Annotated in this window: 22 protein-coding genes; 6 read left to right on the forward strand and 16 right to left on the reverse strand. The window is 47.1% G+C overall.

Translation table 11 applies throughout. The features are described 5' to 3' along the window. Positions 1–35: 35 nt before the first annotated feature. A complete protein-coding gene (locus KE626_RS28325; protein ID WP_211976428.1) occupies positions 36–863 on the reverse strand; it encodes a metallophosphoesterase family protein in 828 nt (275 codons plus the stop codon). Between the two features lie 214 nt (positions 864–1,077). Between KE626_RS28325 and KE626_RS28330 the strand changes: the two genes are divergently transcribed. Both KE626_RS28330 and KE626_RS28335 read left to right on the forward strand, forming a co-directional pair. Then, positions 1,078–2,598 (forward strand): malate:quinone oxidoreductase, encoded by a 1,521-nt coding sequence (locus KE626_RS28330; RefSeq protein ID WP_211976429.1) that lies wholly within the window; start codon positions 1,078–1,080, stop codon positions 2,596–2,598. Positions 2,599–2,852: 254 nt separating this feature from the next. Further along, positions 2,853–4,223: an alpha-L-fucosidase gene (locus KE626_RS28335; RefSeq protein WP_211976430.1), complete on the forward strand. Its 1,371-nt coding sequence runs from the start codon at positions 2,853–2,855 to the stop codon at positions 4,221–4,223. Between the two features lie 219 nt (positions 4,224–4,442). On the opposite strand, the gene KE626_RS28340 is transcribed toward KE626_RS28335, so the two are convergent. Beyond that, positions 4,443–4,838 carry a DUF1634 domain-containing protein gene (locus KE626_RS28340; protein ID WP_211976432.1) on the reverse strand — a complete coding sequence of 132 codons (396 nt, stop codon included), beginning with the start codon at positions 4,836–4,838 and terminating at the stop codon, positions 4,443–4,445. Positions 4,839–4,841: 3 nt separating this feature from the next. Continuing rightward, positions 4,842–5,678: a sulfite exporter TauE/SafE family protein gene (locus KE626_RS28345; RefSeq protein WP_211976433.1), complete on the reverse strand. Its 837-nt coding sequence runs from the start codon at positions 5,676–5,678 to the stop codon at positions 4,842–4,844. A gap of 142 nt (positions 5,679–5,820) precedes the next feature. Between KE626_RS28345 and KE626_RS28350 the strand changes: the two genes are divergently transcribed. After that, positions 5,821–6,654: a CvfB family protein gene (locus KE626_RS28350; RefSeq protein WP_211976434.1), complete on the forward strand. Its 834-nt coding sequence runs from the start codon at positions 5,821–5,823 to the stop codon at positions 6,652–6,654. A gap of 74 nt (positions 6,655–6,728) precedes the next feature. On the opposite strand, the gene KE626_RS28355 is transcribed toward KE626_RS28350, so the two are convergent. The 6 genes from KE626_RS28355 to aspT all read right to left on the reverse strand — a co-directional run bounded on the left by KE626_RS28355 (position 6,729) and on the right by aspT (position 14,698). Continuing rightward, positions 6,729–8,177 (reverse strand): hybrid sensor histidine kinase/response regulator, encoded by a 1,449-nt coding sequence (locus tag KE626_RS28355; protein ID WP_211976435.1) that lies wholly within the window; start codon positions 8,175–8,177, stop codon positions 6,729–6,731. A 50-nt stretch (positions 8,178–8,227) separates the two neighbouring features. After that, on the reverse strand, positions 8,228–9,649 hold the full coding sequence (locus tag KE626_RS28360) for a DHA2 family efflux MFS transporter permease subunit (RefSeq protein WP_211976436.1): 1,422 nt from the start codon (positions 9,647–9,649) through the stop codon (positions 8,228–8,230). Then, positions 9,636–10,574 (reverse strand): DnaJ C-terminal domain-containing protein, encoded by a 939-nt coding sequence (locus tag KE626_RS28365; protein ID WP_211976438.1) that lies wholly within the window; start codon positions 10,572–10,574, stop codon positions 9,636–9,638. Before KE626_RS28365 ends, KE626_RS28360 begins: the two co-directional genes overlap by 14 nt. A 124-nt stretch (positions 10,575–10,698) precedes the next feature. After that, positions 10,699–11,700, reverse strand: coding sequence for a glutaminase A (gene glsA, locus KE626_RS28370; protein ID WP_211976439.1), 1,002 nt, complete (start codon positions 11,698–11,700; stop codon positions 10,699–10,701). 23 nt (positions 11,701–11,723) lie between these two features. Then, on the reverse strand, positions 11,724–12,887 hold the full coding sequence (locus KE626_RS28375; protein ID WP_211976441.1) for a DcaP family trimeric outer membrane transporter: 1,164 nt from the start codon (positions 12,885–12,887) through the stop codon (positions 11,724–11,726). A gap of 107 nt (positions 12,888–12,994) precedes the next feature. After that, on the reverse strand, positions 12,995–14,698 hold the full coding sequence (gene aspT / locus KE626_RS28380; protein ID WP_211976442.1) for an aspartate-alanine antiporter: 1,704 nt from the start codon (positions 14,696–14,698) through the stop codon (positions 12,995–12,997). A gap of 191 nt (positions 14,699–14,889) precedes the next feature. On the opposite strand from aspT, the gene gad reads away from it, so the two are divergent. Then, on the forward strand, positions 14,890–16,278 hold the full coding sequence (gad, locus tag KE626_RS28385; RefSeq protein WP_211976444.1) for a glutamate decarboxylase: 1,389 nt from the start codon (positions 14,890–14,892) through the stop codon (positions 16,276–16,278). Here the strand turns inward: gad and KE626_RS28390 are convergent. The 5 genes from KE626_RS28390 to KE626_RS28410 form a co-directional block, all read right to left on the reverse strand. Further along, positions 16,275–16,670 (reverse strand): DUF6686 family protein, encoded by a 396-nt coding sequence (locus KE626_RS28390; protein WP_211976445.1) that lies wholly within the window; start codon positions 16,668–16,670, stop codon positions 16,275–16,277. The genes gad and KE626_RS28390 overlap by 4 nt on opposite strands. A gap of 268 nt (positions 16,671–16,938) precedes the next feature. Next, positions 16,939–17,802: a DUF4249 domain-containing protein gene (locus KE626_RS28395; protein ID WP_211976447.1), complete on the reverse strand. Its 864-nt coding sequence runs from the start codon at positions 17,800–17,802 to the stop codon at positions 16,939–16,941. Between the two features lie 4 nt (positions 17,803–17,806). Continuing rightward, positions 17,807–20,449: a TonB-dependent receptor gene (locus KE626_RS28400; RefSeq protein ID WP_211976449.1), complete on the reverse strand. Its 2,643-nt coding sequence runs from the start codon at positions 20,447–20,449 to the stop codon at positions 17,807–17,809. A gap of 131 nt (positions 20,450–20,580) precedes the next feature. Then, the gene (locus tag KE626_RS28405) at positions 20,581–21,558 is read right to left on the reverse strand and encodes a FecR family protein (protein ID WP_211976452.1); all 978 of its coding nucleotides are present in this window, start codon (positions 21,556–21,558) and stop codon (positions 20,581–20,583) included. Positions 21,559–21,652: 94 nt separating this feature from the next. After that, positions 21,653–22,183 carry an RNA polymerase sigma-70 factor gene (locus tag KE626_RS28410; RefSeq protein WP_211976453.1) on the reverse strand — a complete coding sequence of 177 codons (531 nt, stop codon included), beginning with the start codon at positions 22,181–22,183 and terminating at the stop codon, positions 21,653–21,655. A 179-nt stretch (positions 22,184–22,362) separates the two neighbouring features. On the opposite strand from KE626_RS28410, the gene KE626_RS28415 reads away from it, so the two are divergent. Both KE626_RS28415 and KE626_RS28420 read left to right on the forward strand, forming a co-directional pair. After that, positions 22,363–23,388: a quinone-dependent dihydroorotate dehydrogenase gene (locus tag KE626_RS28415; RefSeq protein ID WP_211976454.1), complete on the forward strand. Its 1,026-nt coding sequence runs from the start codon at positions 22,363–22,365 to the stop codon at positions 23,386–23,388. Positions 23,389–23,418: 30 nt separating this feature from the next. Beyond that, positions 23,419–24,183, forward strand: coding sequence for a TerC family protein (locus tag KE626_RS28420; protein WP_211976455.1), 765 nt, complete (start codon positions 23,419–23,421; stop codon positions 24,181–24,183). Between the two features lie 224 nt (positions 24,184–24,407). On the opposite strand, the gene KE626_RS28425 is transcribed toward KE626_RS28420, so the two are convergent. After that, positions 24,408–25,115: a 16S rRNA (uracil(1498)-N(3))-methyltransferase gene (locus KE626_RS28425; protein WP_211976456.1), complete on the reverse strand. Its 708-nt coding sequence runs from the start codon at positions 25,113–25,115 to the stop codon at positions 24,408–24,410. 79 nt (positions 25,116–25,194) lie between these two features. Continuing rightward, on the reverse strand, positions 25,195–26,544 hold the full coding sequence (locus KE626_RS28430) for an MATE family efflux transporter (RefSeq protein WP_249207754.1): 1,350 nt from the start codon (positions 26,542–26,544) through the stop codon (positions 25,195–25,197). Between the last annotated feature and the right edge of the window lie 123 nt (positions 26,545–26,667).

Here is a 26,667-nt window from a genome sequence, read left to right on the forward strand (position 1 = left end):
TTTCTTTTAGCATCCCGAATGTAGCGGCAAAATAGCTAAACTTTCGGAAAAAGCCGTTCATTCTGCCGTGTAAGCGGGTTCATGATGAAGGATAACAGGCTGCCATCTTCCTTTAATTCCACTACCCGGAATCCATGATAGCCTACGCCCCAGCTGCCGCCGATATGACCATCGAAGAGGAATGGTATTTTGCAGTCATCCAGCATTTTAACGCTGTCCTGGTCGTGATCATGCCCGTTGAAGATAGCTCTGATATTGGGATACTGTTTGATCAGTGCATGGAATTCGGGGCAATCCAGGCCATTGTCGGTCCATTTTACAGGAGTGATATGTAAGAAAATGAAAATATTGGCGGCATCTTTATATTCGGCCAGTTTACGGGTAAACCAGGGCACATCGGGGCACAGGTACTTCCCTTTCTCATCTGCCGTATTTCCAAGCAGGATCACCTGGTTGCCGATCACGAGGTCGTGGTTCAGCGGAAAACCCCAGGCCTGTTCCCATGCGGCGGCAGTAACCATATCGTGATTACCGTGGGTAGCCAGCAGCCTTGGGTGCAGTTGTTTCAATTTGGCGGCGGCGGGCAGTAACAGGGCCGGATCGTTGTGGATCACATCGCCGTTGAGTACAAAAAACTCACAGGGATACTGCTGCTGGTACTGGCTAAAGGCAGTTTGCAGATCCTGGAAATATTGTTCGGAAGGCGTTTTGGGCTCTCCAAAATGCCAATCAGACCCAACCGCGAAGCGGAAGATGGTTTTGCTGTCGAAATGCCGGGGGCTAACGGCAGATACAATTTTGCCGCAGGCAGATATGATCACGGCGGCGGATACCCCTTTAAAAAATGCACGTCTGTTCATCATAAAATAAAAGTAATGTTTAGGGTCAGTCGATTATTTAAAATCTTATTTGTTTAACCAAAAGATAAAATTATGGATCCTCGTCCATGGATTCAAAACTTTCAATCCGTTCAGAAAGAATTGTAATAGTATTGTTAAAGTGTGGTAAATCGACCAATTTAATCCCCCTGCATAAATGTTTTGATTGTAACTTTGCACCTCGAATAAAAATGGGGTTATGTTTAGAAGCAAGCGCACAGCTGGAACAGGTCCGGATGTGGTTTTAATCGGCGCCGGGATTATGAGCGCAACACTGGGAATGCTCCTTAAAGAGCTCGAACCTGAGTTAACCATTGCAATTTTTGAACGACTGGATGTGGCGGCAGCCGAAAGTTCCGATGCATGGAACAATGCGGGCACCGGTCACTCTGCATTTTGCGAGTTGAATTACACGCCACAAAAAGAGGATGGATCAGTAGACATTAAAAAAGCAGTGAACATTGCAGAACAGTTTGAGGTGTCCCGTCAGTTCTGGTCCTACCTGGTAGAAAATAACATCGTTTCCAATCCACACAGTTTCATACAGCGTATTCCTCACATGAGTTTTGTTTGGGGAGAAGAGAATGTGGATTATCTTAAAAAGAGATACAAGGCTTTACAGCAGTGTTATCTTTTCAAGACCATGGAATATTCGGAAGACCAGGAAAAGCTGAAAAACTGGATGCCGCTGGTGATGGAAGGCCGCGATGCTTCCCAGAAAGTGGCCGCCACCCATATGGAAATGGGCACAGACGTGAACTTCGGGGCATTAAGCCGCGCTCTATTCAACTACCTCGGGGAAATGCCCGGTGTAACCATGCACTTCAACCATGATGTACGTGACTTCAAAAAAGAAGACGACGGCACCTGGTCTATCAGGGTAAAAAACCGCGAAACCCGCGAAAAACAAACCATCAACACCAGGTTTGTATTTATTGGCGCCGGCGGCGGTTCCCTGCCATTGCTGGAAAAGTCAGACATTCCGGAAGGAAAAGGTTTTGGCGGTTTCCCGGTAAGCGGTCAATGGCTCCGCTGCAACAATCCTGAAATAATTGAAAAACACCGTGCAAAGGTATATGGCAAAGCCTCTGTAGGCGCGCCTCCTATGTCGGTGCCACACCTCGACACCCGCATGATCGATGGCCAGAAAGCCTTGCTCTTTGGACCTTATGCAGGTTTCTCCACGAAATTCCTGAAAAATGGTTCCTTTATGGATCTGCCTTTATCTATCAAGGTGAATAACATACGCCCCATGGTGTCTGCCGGTCTTGATAATATCCCGCTGACCAAATACCTGATTGCACAGGTAAGACAGAAACCGGAAGACAGGCTGGAAGCGCTCCGTGAGTACTTCCCGGATGCCAGGATGGAAGACTGGGAGCTGGAAATTGCCGGACAGCGTGTGCAGGTGATCAAAAAAGATCCCGTACATGGCGGTATCCTGGAATTTGGTACAGAAGTGGTAAGCGCAGCCGATGGCTCTATTGCAGCCCTGCTGGGAGCATCTCCGGGCGCATCTACCGCAGTATCTATTATGCTGAACCTGCTGAAGCGTTGTTTTAAAGAAGAGGTAGAAACAGAAGCATGGCAGGTCAAACTGAAAAAAATGATCCCTTCATACGGACAGTCACTCCTGAGCAATCCGGCTCTCTGCGATGAGCTGCGTGCATGGACTACCAATGTGCTGGAACTGGGTGAAATGGAAACAGCCGTGCTGTAATGATGAGTGAATTATCCGGGAGCTAAGAAAATGATTAGTATGTATAACAATGTTTTTTATGAAGCTGTTTTGTGTTGATAACGGATACAGAACAGCTTCATAAAAAAACATTAGCTTCAGGTAAAATCAGCTCATTTCTGTTCATTTTTTTTATAGACATTAGTATGTTTTTAGGAAGATAAGAGCGCAGTGCGCTCATTTTTTACCGGTGTCATGCAATCGTTTGCATAACATACAACATCCACATTATGTTTATGAAAAAAGGCCTTCTTTCCCTGGTGGCGCTGCTGATTCCGGCATCCATCCTGTTAGCACAAACCTCACTCACACATGATCAGCGCATGCAATGGTGGCGGGACGCCCGTTTGGGGATGTTTATCCACTGGGGCGACTATGCACAACTTGCCGGCAACTACAAAGGACAACAGGTAGGCCGCGGTGGAGAATGGATCATGAATCGCGGCAAAATACCGGTCCTGGAATACCAGCAATACGCGAAACAATTCAACCCGGTTAAATACGATGCAGACGCCTGGGTAAAAACAGCCAAAGACGCGGGCATGAAATATATCGTTATCACCGCCAAGCATCACGATGGATTCGCCATGTTTAAATCCGGCGCCAGCAAATGGAATATTGTAGACGCTACCCCCTATGGCAAAGATGTACTCAAACCATTGGCCGCCGCCTGTAAAAAGTATGGTATCAAACTGGGGTTCTACTATTCACAGGCCCAGGACTGGAATAACCCGGGTGGCGCCGCCGCCCGCAAAGTAGCATCAGAAGGCTGGCCCAACCCCGACTCCGCCAAAATCGATGCCTACACCCTGGCCAATACCGGCCACTGGGATCCACTGCAAACCAGTGCTACCATGTCGGACTATATCGATAAAGTAGCCGTACCACAGGTAAAGGAACTGCTCACCAACTATGGCGAAGTAGCCGTGCTCTGGTGGGATACCCCTACCAACATGACAGATGAATATGCTAAAAAACTGCAGGACGCATTATCACTGCAACCCAATATTATCACCAACGACCGCCTGAAACGCCCTAATTTTCCCGGTGACTACAAAACACCGGAACAAAAAATACCCGGACAATCAGAGCTGGATGGGCGCGACTGGGAAACCTGTATGACCATGAACGGTACCTGGGGCTACAAAAGTTATGATAACAAGTGGAAAAGCACGGAAACGCTTATACGTAACCTGGCGGATATCGCCTCTAAAAATGGTAACTACCTCCTCAATGTAGGCCCGGATGCCAGTGGCCAGTTCCCGGAAGGAAGTCTTACCGCCCTTAAAGGCATCGGCCAGTGGATGAAAGTAAACGGAGCTTCCATTTATGCCACCCAGGGCAGCCCGCTTCCCGCTTTGGACTGGGGCCGCTGCACCCAAAAGAAAAAAGGTAATACCACCATACTATACCTGCATGTATTTAACTGGCCCGCAAACGGCCAGCTGCATGTACCCGGTGTAAAAGGAAAAGTAAACAGCGCCAAACTGCTGGCCAACGGCCAAAAGCTCACCACCACCACCGCTGCTGATGAAGTGGTGATCACCGTGCCCGCAACGGCGCCGGATGGAATAGACAGTGTAATTGAAGTAGCGGTTAGCTTTTAGCTAAATGCAGCGGATTTTTTCTTGCCCAGGATTAACTGTGATTTTGATGATTTCAGGATTTCATTTTTAAGGGATTTAAAAAGATTAGCGAAGATAGAAGCAGGTATACCCTTCTGTCTTCGCTAATCTTTTTAAAATCAACAAAGGAAAATCCCAAAATCATCAAAATCACAGTTAATCCTGGGCAAGAAAAAATCCGCTGTATTTATTGGCTACTAGCTAACCCGCCAGTCCTCCTAACATGCTGTACACAATAACACCCAGCACCATCAGCGTAATAACAACATACAGGTAATCTTTCTCGATCAGGAAGGCAATCACGGAAAAGGCTATACGAATGATAGGCGTGGCGATCAATAATACAATTCCCAACTGGATAATATTCATGCCTTTATTTTCCAGCACGCCCTGCCAGATACCGGGCAGGTTGGTTAATCCTTCACGAACCCCGGTGAAATCGCCATAGGAGGGATGTTCGTGCCCATGACGAACCAGGTAAATAATACCGCCCACGAATACGATGATACTGGAAACAATAACGCCAACGCGTAATTGTTTACCGATCAGCTGTTGTATATCCTTATCCTGGAAATATTTTGATAGTAACTGTTTCATCGCTTACAATTTTCCGGTAATACCATTATAGATCATCTGCAGTGCGAGGAAGCCAATTACCACGCTAAAGACTATACGCAGCCATTTTACATTAGCGCGTGTCAGCAATTTTGAGCCGGCAAAAGCGCCGGCCAGCACGCCCAATACCACCGGCATACACAGACCGGGAGCAATGTAGCCCCGCTGCAGGTATACCACTGCGCTGGCAGCAGCAGTTACGCCAATCATAAAATTGCTGGTAGTAGTGGATACTTTAAAAGGAATCCGCATGATGTTATCCATTGCCAGCACTTTTAAAGCGCCGGAGCCAATACCCAGCAAACCGGACATCACACCGGCAAAGGTCATCATGAAATAACCACCCGGCACATGGCGTACATCATAGTTCACAACACCGCCTGCAGTAGGGTAACTGTTATTCAGCCGCAGCTGGGAAGCCAGCCTGCTTTTTTCTTCTCCCTCAGGTATTTCCATTTTCTTACGGAAAGACATCAGGGAAGAGAAAATAAGCACCAGCCCGAAAATAATGGCTACCACATTAGTAGGCATGTACACCGCAATCAGCGCTCCCACCACGGCCCCCGTGGTAGTGGCTATTTCCAGGAACATCCCCAGCCGGATATTGGTAATCCCTTCTTTTACATAGGCGGATGCCGACCCGGATGAGGTGGCAATAGACGCCACCAACGCGGTACCAATGGCATAACGGATGTCGACATGAAACACAAGGGTCAGGAGAGGGATGATCACAACGCCGCCGCCTAAACCGGTCAACGATCCCAGCAGTCCAGCCGTAAAGGCCCCGCACAGGAGGATCAGGGTAAATGATAAAATCGTCATAAGATGGTTTGGTTGGTTTAGATCAGTCGTTTCCGGATACAGGATCCGCTCAACAGCCGATGTTTGCAAAAGTAAGCAGAATATGATTCTCGCAATCCGGCAATCTATAAGTAACTTGCACCCTGACAATTAATTGAATTTTATGATAAAGGTGGGTGAATACAACCTGTTAAGGGTAAAAAAAGAGGCTGATTTTGGCGTATACCTGGAAGGGATAGATCAGGAAATCCTGCTCCCCACAAGGTTTGTACCCGAAGGTACACAGATTGGCGACGAGCTGGAAGTATTCCTGTATCATGATTCTGAAAACCGCCTGATCGCCACCACCCAGCGCCCATTTGGCGTGGTAGGGGATGTGGTACTGCTGAAAACCGTTAGCGTCACCAAACAGGGCGCGTTCCTGGACTGGGGACTCATGAAAGACCTGTTTGTTGCCACCTCCCAGCAGCTCACCCGCATGGCGCCCGGACAGGAGTACCTGGTGAAAATATATATCGATGAACAAACCGGCCGCCTGGCCGCTACTGAAAAGATCGACAGGTTCCTCAGCAACGAAAATCTCACCGTAAAGGAAAAGGACCTTGTAGACCTCGTAATATACCGCCGCACTGATATCGGGTATGTAGTTATTATCAACAACCAGCATACCGGCATCCTGCATCACGGCGAAATTTTCCGCTCCATAGAAATTGGCGACAAGCTGAAAGGATTTGTCCGTCAAATCAAAGATGATAAAATAGACGTGATCATCGGTAAACCCGGCTTCGAAAGAGTGGAAGATGAGGCCGAAAAAATACTGCGCCTCCTGCAGGAAAACAATGGCTACCTACCGTACCACGATAAGTCTGCCCCCGAAGAAATACAGGAATTCTTTGGTATGAGTAAAAAGACTTTTAAAATGACCATCGGCAGCCTCTATAAACAACGCAAAATTATCTTTACCCAAACAGGTATAAAAGCAGCGGAAGAGGAATAGCGAACCAGCTATTAGCCTTTAGCTATTAGCTGTTAGCAAAATGCGGTGGAGATTATCAGGTGATTTTGGGAAAGCTAATTTTCAATTTGTATGGGAAAGCCGATCAGGAAACTGGAGCCCTCCCCCAATGTGCTTTCCACGGCAATGCTGCCATGGTGCTGCAAAATGATATTCTGTGTGGCCGTAAGTCCCAATCCTGTACCCTTCGTTTTATTGGTAAAAAACGGTTCGAATAACTTTGCCAGGTTTTGCCCGGAAATACCGCTACCGTTGTCGGATATACGGACAAAAACCCGGTCAGTTTCCTGCCAGGAATGTATACTCAGTTGTCCTTCGCCGGCTTTCATGGCTTCAATGCCGTTGATAATGATATTCAGAAAGGCAATAAGGATCTTGTCTTCATCAGCCAGGATCTTACAATCCGGCTCACACAGCTCTTTTAGTACGACAATATTGTTCAGCTGCAAACGATCGGCCGCCAGGTGCAGGGCCTTTTCTATCAATGCATTCAGCCCCAAAGGCAGCATATTCAGCTCCGACATGCGGGTAGACTGCAGCAACTCCGTGACCAGGTGGTTAATACGATGACAATTCCGTTCCATGATATCGAGATACAACTGGGCATCTTCAGCTTCCGCTACCGGCTCTATTTTGAGTTGGGAAACAGCCAGTAAAATATTGGTAAGCGGGTTACGCACTTCATGCGCGATCAAACGGGCTATACGACCGGTGATAGCGAATTTTTCCTGTTGTTGTTTCTCCCGTTCCTTCCTTTTACGGGCAGTAATATCCTGGATGATACATAAGTACAGTTGTTTTTTCTCATCCAGCAGGGAAGCATTCATCATAACGTCAAGTTGCTGGCCTGATTTACTGCGGAAAATATATTCCCTTTGTACCACGCCTTCTTCCGTACAAAGCTGATCCAGGAAGTCCCTGATCACTTCCTCTTCGGCGAACAGGTTCTGGAGGTGGCTATTATACAGCTCTTCTTCTGCGTATTTCAATACCTGCAGTGCGGCCGGGTTGGCAGCCACTATCTTATGCTCACAATCTGCCAGCAGAATAAGATCGTTGGATTTTTCGAAGATGCTGAAATACCGTTTTTCGCTTTTTTCAATCGCCAGGATATGGTTGAACTTATCCAGCGTATAGCGAATGGCCCGCTCCAGCAGGTAAGCGTTAATTTCGCTTTTTACGAGATAGTCAGCCGCACCCGCCTGCATGGCTTCTTTATCGATATGATAATCACCCTTTCCGGTAAACAATATAACGGGGGCTTTATATCCCAGGTTGCGGAAATGATGCAACACATCGATCCCCGTATGGGCTCCCAGGCGGTAGTCGACCAGGTAAAGATCGTGCGCCCGTGTTTCTATTGCCAGCAATCCTTCTTTATACGACGATACCCACTGCAAAACATATTGATCTGGTGAAATGTCCTGTAGTAATGAGTTTACAAGGAAAAAATCATCTTCATCATCATCAATCATCAGGATATGCTTCTTACTACTTGTTGTCATAAATACAGAAAAAGTTCACAAATATTAACCAATAATCATGCAGTAAAAAGTCAGGTATCTATGTGGGCTTCGATGTCTTTTAATACCACATTTCTCCGGGGCAGGAACCAGGCTGGTATGAGGGTAACCAGCAAGATGATGAGTGAAATATGAAAGCCTTCCCGCAGCGCCATATGATGGGCGGGAATATTGGCCATGCCACTGAGTACATGTTTGTTATAGGCTGCCTGCGTTACAATAGCCAATACGGCAATACCAATAGCGCCTCCCACCTGCTGCATTAAGGTACTGATGGAAGAAGCCATGGTTACCTCGCTGGGCCTTACAGCGCTGAGCGTGGCCGCATTCAGCGGCGCCAGTAACAGGCCCATACCCAGCCCCCGCACGGTCATCACAATAATAACCCCCGTAATACTGCTGCCTCGGTCCAGCCGGGCAAACAGGTACATGGATACCGCCAGCAACGCAATACCCAGCATGGAAATTTCCCTGGAACCATGCTTATCCGACCAGCGGCCGGCAAAAGGCATCAGCGCTGCCATAAAAATGGAATTGGGCAATATGAGCAAACCGGAAATTCCTTCGGAAAAACCCATCTGCTCCTGCAGCAGGAAAGGCATCAGGAAAAGACCACCAAACAAGGCTGCCGAGCGGGAAATAGTGACGAGGATACAACTCACAAACGAATAATTGGTAAACAGCCCCAGGTCCATGATAGGATCCTTTTTGTGTTTGTCTATCCATATAAAAAAAATAAGCGCTGCCACTGCCACACCCAGTGTAGCCAGTATTTCAGGCGATGTGATACCAATCACTTCCGCCCGCGCAATGCCATATTGTAAACATACCAGGAAAATAGTGAGCGCCACAAAACCGGTAAGATCAAATGGCAGCTTTAATTTAGGCTGTTTCCGCAGTACACCCAGGTACTGGAAAGCCAGCACCACAGTTATTATACCAATGGGGAGATTGATATAAAAAATGGAAGGCCAGCCGAATTTCTCTGTGAGAATTCCTCCCAGCGTAGGTCCCAGGGCCGGGCCTACCAGGTTGCCCAGTCCCCACCAGCCCAACACCGCGCCACGCACCCTCGCCGGAAATACGTAGGAAATAATAGCCATCGAAGTAGGCGCCATAGCACCGCCACCCAATGCCTGTATTACGCGCGCCACCAGCAGGGAATCCAGGTTAGTGGATAAGGCGCACAACAATGAACCTATAGTGAAAAGGGAAATCGCCCCGATATAAAGATTAAAAAAACCGATCCTGTTCTTCAGCCAGTTGGTTAACGGCATCAACACAGAAAAACTAAGCATGTATACTGTTATCACCCACTCTATTTCGTCGAGCGTACAGTTAAACTGCTTGCTCATAACGGGCAGGGATATGTTAACAATACTGGAATCTATTCCGGCCATGGTAGTGCCCATAATCACCACTATCAATATGCCGGTGCGGTTAATATCTCTCATTTAATTGTGCCAGTTGCTGAAACAATTCTTTTTCCTTTTCTGAAAGATCTTTTGGAATATGTATCATTGCTTTGATGTACAGATCTCCTGCCGTGCCGCTGTTATTATAGGCCGGCATACCTTTACCTTTTAAACGGAAAGCCTTACCGCTGTCGGTCCCTGCCGGTATATTCATATTCAGGGTAGCACCCGGCGTTACTATATTTACCTTCCCGCCCAACACAGCAGTGTACAAAGGCAGCGCCAGTTCCATGTATATATCCAGTCCCTTTAATTCATATTGCGGATGCGGAGCCAGCTGAATGGTAATGAGCATATCGCCGTTTTCACCGCCTCTGCGCCCGGGATTTCCTTTCCCTTTCAACCTGATTACCTGTCCTTCATACAAACCGGGTTTCAGCTTTATATTGAGCTTGCTGCCGTTGACTTCCACCTGCCGGGTAGCACCTGCATAGGCATCTTCCAATGATACCTGCATGCTGGCCTGCACATCCTGCCCCTTACCCGGAGCTTGTTGCTGCCGGCGGCCACTACCGGAAAAACGGCTGCCAAAAAGCTGTTCAAAAAAATCGGAGAAGCCTTCTCCGCCAAACATATCTTCCGCACTGCCACCGCCATAGGAGTAGGTACGGCCCCGGCCTCTGCCACCTCCAAACTGCGACCAGTCAAAATCTTCCGGCCGGCCTCCATGTTGTTCGTAATGTTTATAATTTTCCCCGAACTGATCATATTTTTTACGCTTCTCTGCATCACTCAGCACTTCATAGGCTTCATTGATCTCTTTGAATTTATCTTCAGCGACTTTGTCGCCAGGGTTTTTATCCGGATGATACTTCACTGCCAGCTTACGGTAGGCTTTCTTAATCTGTTCAGCTGTTGCCGTTTTTTCTACGCCCAATACCTTATAATAATCCTTTACATCCATAGCTCTAAAACATGTTAGGGTGATAACTTGTTTTATGAAATTACGAATTAACCATGAAATATAATTGGTGAACAGCCACCGCCCACCGCCGGTACCGTTCACCAAATTTGCCGTATCCCGGGGATCATTTACCCAGATAGATATTCGATTCCAGCTTGTCGCTGATATATTGAATCGCCTGCTGTGCCCGCACACTATTGCCCGCCTTATCCAATGGCGGCGCAAAAACTGCGATGGCATATTTTCCGGGCACTACGGAAATAATACCGCCGCCAACACCGCTTTTACTCGGCAGCCCTACTTTAAACATCCATTCGCCGGTAGTTTCATACAAACCGGTAGTCCCCATAATCGCCAGCACTTTGGGCACGTATGCCTCGCGGATCAGCCTTTCCTTTGTAACAGGATTCACGCCGCCATTTGCCAGGGTGGCGGCCATAATACCCAGATCGCGCGTATTTACACCATAGGAACATTGCTTTGTATAAAAATCGCAGGCGTATAGCGGATCATCATACATATAGCCATACGACTTCAACAGCATGGCAATTGCCTGGTTATGCTGATTGGTAGCTGCTTCCGATTTATACAATTCATCCAGTACCGCGAGGTTGCGGCCCGCAAATCTGTTAAAATACGCCGTCACCTTTTCCCATGCATCCGCGTGCCCGAGATGGCTGGTCAGCAAACTGGCGGTTGCCATCGCACCCGCATTCACCAATGGATTAGACGGTTTTTTCCCATCAAGCTCAATAGCCGGCACAGAGTTAAACGGCAGCCCGGTCTGATTTGCGCCTATCTTATTGAGAATAGTCGTATCCCCCAGTAATTCCATCGCCATACAAAGCGAAAAAACTTTCTCTATAGATTCTATCCCAAATTCAAATTTCGTTTCCCCTACCTGGTATACCTGCCCCTCTTTGGTTACGATAACAATTCCATACATATCAGCATTTACGTTAGCCAGGAAAGGAATATAGTCTGCATTTTTCCCACCCTTTTCATTTTTATACAATTGATATGCTTCGTTTATCACAGCATTATAATCAACCGTTTTTGCACGTTTCTGCGCGTATACATTTGTTACGCTCAGTGTCAGCAGCAGCAGTGTAATTACAATTTTCATAATATTAAATTTTAGGCAGATGATCAGAATTTGAAGAATGCACTGAACTGTGCGCGAACATCGTCACCGGAGGTATTGTCCCTGTTTTCGCGTTTCCCATACAATACTTCTCCCGCGATCTTGAAGAACGTAGTAAAATAATAAGTGGTGTTAAAAGAAGCATAATGGGTGGCTTTCAGTGTGGCATCCGGCATCGTCAGATCCGGCGTATTCAATTTCAGATAGCCGTAACCGATAGTCGATCCCAGGCTTTTGGTCCAGAAGTGATCGAAGTAGAGCCAGGTGGCCAGCATATTGATCTGCCGGATCTTTTTATCATTTGCGGCAGCGAAGCCGTCATAACCCTGACCACTGATATCCTCGCTGTACTTCGCATAGCCGCTGCCGTAGGCAAACTGGAATTTCACGTCGTCGTTGTTGCCGATGTTAATATTCCCCGACAGGTTAAAAGCGCTGCCGATACTGGTTTTGGTATCCTTGTCGCTATTCTTGTAATCAATAGGATGCATTAAACCGGATAAACGGATATGGCTTTCATTTTTCCGGCCAAAGTTTTTCTGAAAAGCTGCTGTTACATCGGGATAAATGGTTTTGTTGCTCCAGCCATTGGGTATGGATATATCTCCGCCAGGTTGTTCTACCGACATCGAAAATTTCATTGTATTGCTAATGGGTTGTGTAAAGCGCAACTGTACCTGTCGCGTCCACACATAGGAATTAGGCCCCCAATAGTCCATAATATTGGGCCAGTTATCATCATCCATAAAGTTACTCCAGTACTGTCCAAAGGTCCATTTTCCGTGTTGAATATAGGCATGCCTTAACCGCGGCGCACCGGAAAGACTTCCCCACAAATCAAACTCCAGCACCGCCTTTAATGCACGCCCTTTAGCGTCCGGCACGCCAAAGGCAGTGAACGCAAAACGTGATTGCCGCACTGTAAAAGCGGTATTGCCTTCACCAACACCCGGCACAGTGATCGTAGAAGGCTGCATAGCGTGTATATTGCCTGTCTCCATAAAATCGTGTATAAAATCGGCCTGCACATAGCCACTGAACTGCAACCGGATCCCTTTTACATCAGTAAAAAGAAACCCCTGCATTTTTCCGCCTTCAATCATATTACGGGTCAATCCTTTACCGTTCTCACTGGTATCTTTTTGTGCCAGTGCCGGTAAATATATCATTGCAGAAAGTATAACGCCAACGAGTAAACGTAAATTAAAACAACGGCCGCGGGTAGATTTTACTATCACGATATATCTGATTTATAATAAAGAGTTATTCACAAGGATTATGTCATCAGCAATACAATCACCACACCCCAGATGATCAGCAGCGTATTTCCTACTGCATACGTAATAGTATAACCCAAAGAAGGAAGATTGCTTTGCACTTCTTCCTGTATGGCCGAAAGCGCAGCGGTAGTGGTTCTCGCGCCGGCGGTGCAACCCAGGATTAATGCCGGGTGGAATTTAAAAATATACCTGGCCATCAGCACTCCAGCCAGCAATGGAATGGCAGTAGCTGCAATTCCTACTGCAAACAGTCCCCATCCCACTTCTTTAAAACCCGCTACAAAGCTGGGCCCTGCAGTAATGCCCACTACTGCGATGAAGGTATTTAATCCAACATTATTCATTACCCATAGCGCCGGTTCCGGAATCCGTCCGAAAGCGGGATGCCTGGAACGCAACCAGCCAAATACCAGCCCCATGATCAGCGCACCACCGCTGGTGCTCAGGCTGAGTGGCACACCGCCTACACGGATACTCATGGCCCCTACTAATCCGCCGAGTACAATACCCAGTCCTACAAAGATCATATCGGTTTTATCAGTTGGAATATCTGCATAGCCTATATGTGCTATCGCTCTTTCCATATCTCTTTTATAACCTACCAGCTCAATATTGTCGCCTCTCTCCAATACCGCTTCCGGGTATACGGGCATACTGATACCAGCACGCCGGATACTCTGTACCGGCACGCCATGCATGTATTCCATGGCGCGTAATTCTTTCACTGTTTTACCAATAGTTTCTTTGTTGATCACAAATACCATGACATTTTCCACGGGAAAATTCAGCAGGTCAGTGTCAATAATTTCAGCACCAATACCTGCTTCTTCGCCCAGTATAAACTCCCGGCGACCACTGAGTACAATCTCATCGCCCGGTTTAATCACGTATTCCGGCGTGGCATCTGTTAGTTTTTTATCTGCCTGTCGGATACGTTCTACAAATAACCGGTGATCGCGGCCATCCAGCTCAGCTTCCAGTTGTTGTACACTTTTTCCTGCCGCGATAGATGTATCATTAATGCTGTAAGCCCGGAAAGTAACTGCAATAAATGCAGCACGCATACCGGGATCCCTGCTGGGATCGCCTGCGCCCATTGTTTTTTCCAGTTCTTTGCATGCGGCACGCACCTTATCAATACCACCCAGCATCATGGGCGCAATACTGGACAGCAGCCATGCGGAGCCGGCAGTACCAAAAATATAGGTCACCGCATAACATACCGGCATAGAATTAATCAGCAGCTGTTTCTGATCAGGAGAAAGTTTTACCTGGTTAATGGTATCGGCAGCCACCCCCATTACGGCAGATATGGTTTGCGACCCGGCGATTAAACCAGCCGCCTGTCCTACGTTATAGCCCATCATCAACGACAACAGCCACGGCGCCACCAGGCACACCACACACATCAGCGCAGCAAACAACACCTGTGGCAATCCGTCTTTTTTGAGTCCCCGGAAAAACTGCGGCCCTACACTATATCCTACTGCAAACAGGAACATCAGGAAAAAAACTGACTTCACATTGGCAGACACCTGTATGTCCATCTGCCCTACAAGTACCCCCATCAGCAATACACCAGTTACGGATCCTAACGAAAATTTACCTACCCGTAGGCTGCCTATAAAAAATCCTGCAGCCAATGTAAGAAAGACGGCCAGTTCAGGATATTCCTGGAATGTGTGATGTAACCAATTCATTAATGCATGGATTATAGGAAGAAGAAAATGGTCATATTTCGGTCGTAATAGGTAACACAGGTCATTCCTGATTTGTTCAGTTCCGTTAAATTTTATTAACACCGCTGTGATTTTTCAAAAGTGTTTGAACAAGTGCGCTACCCGGTTGTTAAGCTTCAAAAGAATTTTCTAACAATAAAGCCCACATTGTTATGCCATTATTTATCAAAAAGAAGGAGAATGAAAATTCCCGTTTAGGATTGTATGCGTCTGCAGACAGTAAGGAGAGTATTCCTAAATATAAAATGCCTGGTGAGGCGCAGGATATGCGTACCGTATATCACCTGGTACATGATGAATTAATGCTGGATGGCAATTCCAGGATGAATCTTGCTACTTTTTGCCAGACATGGCTGGATGAGTATGTGCACAAATTAATGAATGAATGTCTGGATAAAAATATGATCGACAAAGATGAATATCCGCAAACGGCTGAAATTGAAAACAGGTGTGTACATATTTTAGCTGATTTGTTCAATGCCCCGGAAAGTGCTACCACAATGGGTTGCAGCACCACCGGATCGAGTGAGGCCGCCATGTTGGGCGGGCTCGCACTTAAATGGCAATGGCGGAAGCGCAGGCAAAAAGAAGGCAAGTCAACCGATAAACCGAATCTTATTTGCGGCGCGGTGCAGGTATGCTGGCATAAATTTGCCAGGTACTTTGATGTAGAGCTCCGTGAAGTAGGCATGGAACATGGCCGTTACAACCTAACTCCGGAAAAGGTACTGGAGCTGGCTGATGAAAATACTATTGGCGTAGTACCTACTTTCGGTGTTACGTTCACACTCATGTATGAACCAGTGGCAGAAATTGCAAAGGTCCTCGATAAGCTGCAAAAAGAAAAAGGCTGGAATATTCCCATTCATGTGGATGCCGCCAGTGGTGGATTCATTGCACCATTTGTCAGCCCCGACCTGGTATGGGACTTTAGGATTCCGCGTGTAAAATCCATCAATGTATCCGGCCACAAATACGGACTGAGCCCATTGGGTGTGGGTTGGGTAGTATGGCGGGAAAAAGAAGATTTACCGGAAGACCTGATCTTCAGAGTAGATTACCTGGGTGGCGATATGCCTACGTTTGCGTTGAACTTTTCCAGGCCTGGCGGGCAAATAGTAGCACAGTATTATAATCTCCTGCGGCATGGCAGGGAGGGCTACAGGAAGTTACAACAGGCTTGTCTCGATCACGCGGCCTATATCGCCGAAGCAATTGAAAAGCTGGGGCATTTTGATATTCTTTATAACGGCAAGGGTGGGTTGCCCGGCGCCTGCTGGACATTGAAAACAGGTGACCATGGCTTTACGCTGTATGATATCTCCGATAAGATCCGTTCACGTGGGTGGCAGATCGCCTCTTATCCACTCACCGGCGATGCCAGTGATATTGTGGTACAGCGGGTGCTGGTCCGCCATGGATTTAGCCGCGATATGGCCGATATGCTGATAGCAGATTACGCGCGTTGTGTAAAATACTTTGAAGACAACCCGGTAAGAACACCACTGACACAAAAAGAAAGCGGTGGTTTTCATCACTAGTCGGCAGAAGAAGCAGATGTTTCCAGTATATCATAAACATCCAGCAGCGCCTGTACTTCCGCCGTCATATTTGCCAGTGCAATTATTTCAGCGGGCGTTACCAGCATCATCACATGATCGGCCGGTAAGGGCAAACAAATCATTTTTTCATTTTCCGTTGAGGAATAGTGGTCATCCGCCAGCCGGGTGACCATTTTTTTAAAACATTCAAACTCTGTACTATCAAGGTTAACAACCGTAGTGCCAAAAGCAAGCTGAATTCCTTTACAATGCGGGCAACGGATAACATATCCCGCAGCGCCGTGATATAATGTCTGGTAATTACACATGGGTCTATGGATTTGTGCCTCCAGCGGCCGTAAACCGGCCGCTGTCAGGACTTTATTCATCATTCTTTACAATCTGAAAATGGTGTTACAAACAACGGATGTATTTTATGTTTCGCTAAATACTCCGGGGTATTGATTACTGCACGAAAATAAAGAAGGAATTACAGGTGGAATGATCGGATCAGGAAAACGAGTTACGCAAAGAGGAAAAAAGACGCTGATTAATATGACTAACGCGGTTAATATGATGAGCGGAGATAAAATTGAAGTGCCCGCCTGGTTTGATCAGGCGGGCACTGCTGTGTTTGAATGCTTTCGATCAATGGTTGTATTATTCTACTTTGAACACCAGTTTCCTGGTATTGATGCCGCCAACAATACCATAGCCATTTTGCACGTTTGTAAATACCCTGACCGGAGAGCCTATGATAATATTACCACCATCGCCCTTTTGCGGTATTACCGTGCTAAAATATTTCCAGGTGTTATAAGTAAGCGTGCTTACTTCTACGGTTACCCGACTATAGCTGTTGATGGGATCGGCTGTTTGCAATACAAAATTTACCTCTTTACCATCGAAGCGCTCATCAGTCATTACAAGACTGTTATAGTTGCTTTTGGTAAAGAAGTCCACCAGGTTGTTATTAAAGGCCGGGTCAAGCCGGAAAGGCCGGAATCCCCCATATTCCCCGCTGGTATCAGACACATAGATCCTGATCCGGTAATAATCGCCCGTACCGGGGCAGTCTTTCAGCGTAAACTGTACACGGTTAGTATTCCTTTGTGCAGCGGCATTTTTTATCACCGGTGGAAAAGGCAGTGTATCCGTTGCCGTTACCGATTGCAATCCAGGGGCAGCTACTGCTACCGCATACTGCTTTCCCCGTACTGCCTTTTTTTGCGACACATACCAGAAGAGTCCTTTGATCTCCTGCACTTGCATGGGAGCCACCGGCAGGCCATCTTCCGTAAGCGTCACCGTTGCGCCGGGAATATCCTTATAGCCACTGTCATCAAATACATCGGATGGTACACTGCGGGTAACCCGCACGTATACCACACTATCCGGCTGTATCAGCGTATTCACCACTATTTTATCGCCTTCATAAGGCAACTGTATCTCTACCTGCTTGGAACAGGAAGTTAATAACGTTACTAACCCTATCGCGCCTACGAAAAAATATTTCATATTCATCTCCTTAAAATTTAATAGCATATGTAACACTGGGTAATATGGGCAATATAGTTGCCTGTATAAGGTATCTTTTATGCGTGTCAGGATCGTCGTTGATCGTATAAACAAATGGATTTTTCCGATTGTATACGTTGAATATGCTGACATTCCAGCTTCTGCTCCAGCGTTTCTTTTGCTTGGTATGGGTAATCCCGATATCCAGCCGGTGTACATCTGCGGAACGGTAATTATTCCAGTTCTCATACCGGTCAATGGAAGTATGACCAACACTGGGATCCCATGGTGATGGGTTATCAATACCTGCGTAAGAGGATACCGGCAGCGTGATAGGCGTACCGGAATTATAATGCCAGGAAGCTGATAACTCCCAGTGTTTCCCGAGCCGCTGCATCAGCACCAGTTCCAGTTCGTGCCGCTGATCGTATTTGTAAGGGTAGATCTTATCATTGTTGATGCCGGGAAAACGCCGTGTAGACCAGGACAAGGTATACCCAATCCACCCGGTGGTACTGCCTTTTTTCTTCTGCAGCATTACTTCCGACCCGTAGCTCCACCCTTTACCAACGGCTACATTTTCGTCCCAGCGCGCCGGCAGCGGGGTTAGAATAGTATTATTCTCCTTATTTTCAATCATATTATGCATCGACTTGTAATAACCTTCCAGCGTAAATTCATACTTCCCGTTAGCAGAAGTTTTAGCCACACCTGCTGCCACCTGTTTTGAAAACATAGGAGCTACCCGCTGTGTGGACGGCACCCATATATCGGTAGGCAACGTGGTGCCATTGCTCGACAGCAGGTGAATATACTGGTTCATATGCGTGTAGGAAGCCTTTACCGCCCAGTTGCGTGGCAATACATAACGTAACCCCAGCCGCGGCTGCAGTGAATAGTAAAAGCGGCCTTCCACCAGGAACGCGGATGCGTGCACACCAATATTGGTAAACAGGTTTGATCCCAGCTGCCAGTCATCTTCGGCATACATCGACAATTCAGCGCCGGTAATACGCATAGACGATGGCAGTGTATCCAGTGGCTTTACAGGGCTGCCCTTGTCCTGGAACGAAGAATTACCGGGTTTGAAATAATGCATGGTAGTAATAGCGCCAAACCTGACGGCATGTTGGGGATTGGGGCGGTAATCGAAATCTATTCTTCCGCCGCTGTTCTCCATCCTGGAACTATACTTTCCATACACGTTAGATAATTCGCCGGTGCCAGGCAACTGGTACCGGTGCTCGTATTGTGTAAAAAAAGAATATTGGGAATAGTTCAATGTAATATTGGAAAACAGGCGCGGCCCGTAAATATGATTCCAGCGCAGCGCTGCAATGGTGTTGCCCCAACCCATCTGGAATTTAGTGCTTTGCAGGTTAAATCCTGCCGGGTTGCCGGCTCCTGTGCTATCGATAGTTGTTTGCTTCACCAGCAGGTTATCTTCTCCCTTATAAAAACTAAGAAACAGCCGGTCCTTTGGTGAAAAAATATGATTCACTTTTGCATTGATATCATAAAAGAAGGCTTTAAAATCACCGCCGGTTCCCAGGGTATTATCTGACTTGAGCGCTGCATTCAGTAGCAGGTCAGGATAAGAGCGCCGGGCCGATACAATGAAAGATGTTTTATCTTTTATAATAGGCCCTTCTATATTGAATTTAGCCGCTATAAGCCCTATCGATACATCTCCGTGATATGCTTTCATATCGCCTTCTTTCATTGCAATATCCACTACAGAAGATAGCCTCCCGCCAAAACGCGCGGGGAAGGCGCCTTTATACAGGTCGGTGGTTTTTACCACGTTGGCATTCAGCAACGAATACACGCCGAAAAAATGGGAGAAATTAAATACAGGTGTACCGTCCATCAGCACCAGGTTCTGATCCGGGCTGCCGCCTCTTACATAAAGTCCGCCGGCGCCATCCATCCCCCCGCTTACACCGGGCAAAGACTGCAGGGTACGCATCACATCCACTTCCCCCAACAGTTGAGGCATGGCCTGTAGCTCAGTGGAAGATAGTGTTATCTTACTCATCTGTGTTTGTTCCTGCAGTTTGGTTTTCTCCTTCCCGCTGATCACCACTTCCCGGAGGCTGCCCAACGGCTGTAAATTAATATTCAGGAGCTGATCGCCTTTTAAAGATACCGGTTGTAAATAGGGCCTGTAGCCAATATAGGAAATCACCAGGCTATTGGAATCCCTCACGGTGGTTAAGCTGAAAAAGCCGTATTGATTAGTAGTGGTACCCTGTTTTAACCCGGGCGCATATACGGTGGCCCCAATAAGCGTTTCCCCGCTTACCGCATCCTTAATATAGCCGCTGATGGTGTGGGTGTTACGCCGGGCATGCGATAACACCAACTGGTCGCCTACACGGGTAAACCTGATATCATCCGGGGCAAACAGATCTTCCAGTAGTTTTTTTAGTCGCTGGTTATGGGCTGTTAACGTAACTTTCCGGGATAAGCTGACAAGTTCCCTGCTATATGAAAAATGAATACCATATTCCTTTTCCAGTAATGCACATACCGCCTCTATTGGCTGGTCCTTTACTATTACCGTTACTCTTGTTTGCCAATCCCACCCAAAAACACTCAGGGGGAAACATAATATAAATATTCCCGTCAGCAGTTTTCCGGCTAACGACATAGATTACGAGATTGAGAGGTGACAGTGGAGCTGTTAGCCATTAGCTTTCAGCTTTTAGCAAATTGCAGCGAAGATCATAAAGGGTGGTCTTCGCTGCAATTTGCTAAAAGCTGAAAGCTAATGGCTAACGGCTATTTCAATTTATATTGCCGATTGTTTATTTTTTCATACCCCGCATTCAACATCAGCGACAGGGTTTTAATCACATCATCTGCGGATTCGCCGGTAAAGTCAGCGCGAACGGGCAGTTTAAGCAGATCTGTATCAGCTACTTCCACCTTGATATCGTACACTTCAGTAATAGTATGCAATACTTCTTCCAGAGGTGTGTCTGTAAAGGACAATGATCTTGTTCCCATATCAGTAACATGGGAGGCTATACGAAATACAGGACGGTTATTGTCTTTTTGCAACAGCATCCCATCGGTCAGCACCACGCTATCTTTTTTATCATGATCTATCACCATTACCTTACCACTGCTTACATGCACTTTAAGCATGTCGGAGCCGGGCTGATAATTGATCATAAACCGGGTGCCCAGTACTTTTACATCGGTACGGCCCAGGGTAATCACAAAAGGATTATCGGCGCTGCCGCTTACATCAAATGAAGCGGTACCGGTAAGACTCACCTTCCTGTTACGGTTATTAAAGCCCCTGGCTACTTCCAGCCTGGCGGCCGCCAATAATTTCACACTGCTGCCATCCTGCAGAGTTGCCTTTACAGGGCCTGCATATATTTGCTGTGGCTGATTACCAACCAGGAACCACCATCCGGCTCCAAATGCCACCAACAGTACGGCGGCAATTTTCAGCCAGAGGAAACGGTTTTTGGGTCTGATAGCTATCAATACCGGTTTCTCTTCTATTTTCCCGCTGAGCTGCGACCAGGCAAAATCGGTATCTGCGGCTACGGCTTGCTCACTGGCTGCGGCGGTATCCAGTACTTTGGCCAGTGAACTGAGCAGGGCGGTGTTACCGGGGTCGATATCTTTCCAATCCTCTACCCATGCACGCTCCTCTGCATCTGCTTCATTCAGCAGATACTTGCAGAGCAAGGTGTACAGTGCCTCATCGGGCATTGCCTCGTTGGGTAAAGATGGTGTCATTAGTTGTTGTAAGTTTTACAGTCGCCCTCCGGGCATTTTATATCAATAAGACGCATGGAAAACACGGATGCCCCCATACGCCCTGAAACTTTTTTCAAAACAAAAATCCCGTCAGCAGCGGCAGGTATTCCTTCAACTCCTGGTGCAGGATCTTTAACGCCTTTCCCATTTGATTTTCAACCGTTTTCACGGAAATATTCATGGCGCTGGCTATCTCTGCATATTTCATGTTCTGCTGGCGGCTGAGCACAAATACCTCCCGGCAGCGTTCCGGTAGGCGATCCAGGGCCTGCCGGTATAGCCGTTCCAGTTCCTTTACCTCTTCCCCCGCGCCTGTTGTTGTTTCCTTTACCTTCCCATAACCAGTCTCCTTTTCCGAACGCACAACATCCTTCCGCCATTGACTAATGGCCGTATTACGGATAGCGGAAAACAAATATGCTTTTACAGGGCCCGCAATAGTGATCGTTTCCCGTTTCTCCCACAAACGCAGGAATACCTGTTGCACAATCTCCTCCGCTACATGGGGATCTCCCGTGTAGTGGGTAGCAAAGGCCAGGCAGTGAGCATGGTTTTCCCTGAATAATGCTTCAAATGTTTGAAGTTCCAGCATGATGAGCAGCAAATATAGGCAGGTTTTATTTGATTTCTAAGATTCACACCCGATGTAAAAATCTTTGCGTACAAATACTCAAAAATGCCCGCTGCAGCCATTTTATAAAAATTTAATAGGGGGTAAACCGTACTTCCTGCGTCTGGAGAAACACAAAAATCACATAAAAGCTAGTTATCTTTGTCCCCGCAATGTACAACCTGATCAAAAAATTCCTTTTCCGCTATCCGCCGGAAAATATTCACCACAGCGTAATGCGTGGTATGAAGACAATATATTCCCTGCCACTGGGCAAATCCGTTCTGAATGCCTTCTGCGGCGTAAAAACCAGGGGACTGGAACGCGAACTTTTCGGACTGAAATTTTCCAACCCGGTAGGACTGGCAGCCGGCTTTGACAAAGACGCCAAATACATCGACGAACTGGCCTGCCTGGGTTTCGGCTTTGTAGAAATAGGCACGGTAACCCCGCTGCCCCAGCCAGGAAACGAGCAACCACGTTTGTTCCGTTTACCGGAAGACAAGGCCCTCATTAACCGCATGGGCTTTAACAACGAAGGAGCGCCAGCCGCTGCCAGGCGGTTACAACGCAAAAAATCCAATATTATCGTAGGAGGCAACATCGGGAAAAACAAAATCACCCCGAATGAAGAGGCGGTAAGCGATTATGAGAAATGTTTTCATGCGCTGTATGATGTAGTAGACTATTTCGTGGTAAATGTAAGCTCTCCCAATACGCCTAACCTGCGCGCCTTACAGGAAAAAGAGCCTTTAAAACAACTGCTGCACCACCTGCAGGTATTAAATACACAGAAACCCAGGCTTAAACCCATCCTGCTTAAAATAGCGCCTGACCTGACCACCGAGCAACTGGATGATATCATTGAAATTATAAAAGAAACCCAACTGGCCGGTATCGTGGCTACCAATACCACTATCAGCCGGGCAGGATTAAAAACGCCTGCGGCAGAAGTAAATGATATCGGCGCGGGCGGTCTTAGCGGGCTCCCGGTAAAACGAAAAGCCACAGAAGTGATCCGTTACATTCATACCAACAGCCAGGGCACCATCCCCATCATAGCGGTAGGCGGTATTTTCACTGCGGAAGACGCACAGGAAAAACTGGATGCCGGCGCTTCCCTGGTACAGGTGTATACGGGCTTCATTTATGAAGGGCCGGCCATTGTAAAAAAGATCTGTGCCGGACTGCGTCAGTAACATCGCATCATCTCTATCTATTCAACCTATATGGAACAGCTTCTCACAGCAGAATCGCTCATCAGTTTACTGACATTGGTGCTCATGGAAATCGTACTGGGCATAGACAATGTCATCTTTGTTTCTATTGTATTGAACAGGCTAACCCCTGAAAAAAGACCCGCAGCCCGCCGTGTATGGATGTTTGCCGGTATGGCCATCCGTATCGTGCTGCTGCTTTGCATCGGCTACATCGTAAAAGCAGTACATCCCCTGTTCAGCATCGGCGGTCATGGCTTCAGTCTGCGCGACCTTATCATGCTGGGCGGCGGTATCTTCCTGCTGATTAAAACCACGCTCGAAATCCACCACAAGCTGGAAGGAGACGAAGATACAGCGGACCTCAGCAAGCCGGGTAAGCCTGCCGCCTCCTTTATGAATATCGTTGGACAAATTATCCTGATCGATACCGTCTTCTCTTTCGATAGTATCATTACCGCCGTAGGACTGGCAAAACAAGTGCCCATCATGATTGTTGCCGTTATCATAGCCATGATCGTTATGTTCCTTTTTGCCCCCCGGATCAGCGACTTTATCCATAAACATCCCACGCTTAAAATGCTGGCCCTTTCCTTCCTGGTGATGGTAGGCGCTATCCTCATCATTGAAGGATGGGATGCAGAGCAGGCACACAACATGCACCTGAAAAACTATGTATACTTTGCTATGGCGTTTTCCTTTGGAGTAGAAATGCTGAATATGCGGGTTAGGAAACCGGCTAAAGGAAAACCGGTAGAACTGAAGGAACCGCACTAGTTTTTAGCAATGCAGCGGATTTTTTCTTGCCCAGGATTAGCCGTGATTTTGATGATTCCAAGGATTTTTTCTTGTGATTATAATTTGATTTTAAAAGATTTGGGAAGATCTAAGCGAATTTATCCGCTTAGATCTTCCCAAATCTTTTAAAATCAAAAAAGAAAAAATCCTTGGAATCATCAAAATCACGGCTAATCCTGGGCAAGAAAAAATCCGCTGCATCGCTAAAAGCTAGTCGCAATTATCGCTACCGCCACCATACCGGCTGTTTCTGTACGCAGCCGGGTATTTCCCAGTGACACTGGTACAAAACCCTCCTCCAGCGCCCCTTTTATTTCATCGGGAGTAAAATCCCCTTCTGGTCCTATCAGTATCAGTGTATCTTTTCCGGGTTGCAGCACGTCACGCAACGCCTGTTTTTGTTCGGGTAAACAGTGTGCGATCAGCCGTTGCGGATCATGATGATGCTTAATTACTTTATCAAAGGCCTGCGGCTCCTGCAGGTCGGGCAAATAAAATTGCTGCGACTGCAGCATAGCCGACACCAGGATGTTCTGCAAGCGTTCTGCTTTTATCTTTTCTTTCTCGGTACGCTGGGTCACAAGCGGGATAATGGTTTGAATGCCTATTTCTGTAGCCTTTTCAAGAAACCATTCAATACGGGCAGCATTTTTGGTAAAAGAGATGGCTACACGAAGCGCCCGTGCAGGCGGTGGCACCGTTTCTCTGTCCAGTATGCGTACCACGCATTTTTTACGGTTATCGTCCGTGATGTCAGCAGTAAACTTATGTCCACGGCCATCTGCCAGTAGTACTTTATCTCCCTTTTCATGACGGAGTACCTGTATACAGTACTTAGAGGTATCCTCATTCATGGTATAGGCAGTGGCTTCGGGCAATATATCGGGCGCATAAAAAACTGGCAAATCCATACTCTGATGATTATAATGATGATGATTCCTGATGCACGAAGATAAGCAGCGCATTCATCAGGTGAATAACGGGAGGTGCCTACTGACCCGATAATTTTTTTGTTTTGATGTGAAACCGTATAAACAGCAACACGGAGGCCACCAGTAATCCCAGCAACAGTGCCCACCACACGCCTTCAACGCCGTAGCCGAGTTTGATACCCAACAGGTAGCCCAAAGGTATACCAAGTACCCAGTAGGCCAGCAGTGTAATAACGGTAGGCACACGCACATCGCCCAGGCCACGCAGGATACCCAATCCAACCACCTGCATACCATCAAATAACTGGAAGAAAGCCGCGATGATCAGCAATCCTGAGGCAATGTGAATCACCTGCGGATCCTGGATATAAAAAGAAGGGAGCAGGCGGTTGCCTAAGGTGAATAACAATGCAGCCCCGCCCATCAGCAACAATACCATGTGGTAACTGGCGATGGCCGATAAACGTAGCGCGCCAAAGTCCTTTTTACCAAAATTATTACCGCTTTTAATACCGGCGGCAGCGGAAATACCACTGGCCATCATATAGGTCATGGCTGCCAGGCTCAATGCAATCTGGTGGGCAGCCAGCTCCGCGGCCCCCATCCAGCCTACCATTACAGCCGCCCCGCTGAATGCGCTCACTTCAAAAAGATATTGCATCGCAACCGGGGTACCAATCCCCAGTATTTTTTTGATGGCAGCAGCTTGCAGATTTTTAAATCCGAACGACTGCAGAAAAGGTTTAAAACGTGGCGCCCTCAACACATACAGGGTCATGGTGATACCCATAATTAACCTGTCAGTAAATGTGGCAATTCCCACACCTATTACTCCCAGCCGGGGCATCCCAAACAAGCCATACACCAGTGTAATCCCGATAATAATATTGATCACGTTTCCGATGATACTGATGTTCATTGCCTGACGCGTAAAGCCGAGTCCTTCAGCAAACTGTTTAAAGGAAAGGAACAACATCAGCGGTATAAAGGAAAATCCGAGATAGCGCAGGAAAGGTCTTGCCTGTTCGGCGACATCGGCCTCCTGGTGGAGAAAAGATAAATGGTTGGCGCCGATATAAATAACGGCCGACAATAAGATCCCCACCACCATATTGATGATCAGGCTATGGCTCAGCAAAAAACCGATAGCGCTTTTATTGCCACGCCCGTTCTCCTGGGCAATCAGCGGCGTAAGGCCATAAGACATGCCTATACCCGCCACCATAAAAACGGAAAACAAACCATTCCCCAACGACACCGCTGCCAGCGGCACCTTACCGGTATGCCCGATGATAATACTGTCTGATAACGCCACCAAAGTATGGCCTAGCTGTGAGATGACTACGGGGTAGGCTAAACTGAAATTATCTTTATAATGGGCTTTATATTTTCTGTACAGGTAGTTCATGTCAGCTGTTAGCTGTTAGCTTTTAGCTGTTAGCCGTTAGACGAATGCAGCGAAGATCATGTGATGACCTTCGCTGCATGAGTATTATAGCTAAAGCTAATGCGTTATTGTTATTACTAAAAA

The organism is Chitinophaga hostae, from assembly GCF_018224885.1.
GTDB lineage: Bacteria > Bacteroidota > Bacteroidia > Chitinophagales > Chitinophagaceae > Chitinophaga > Chitinophaga hostae.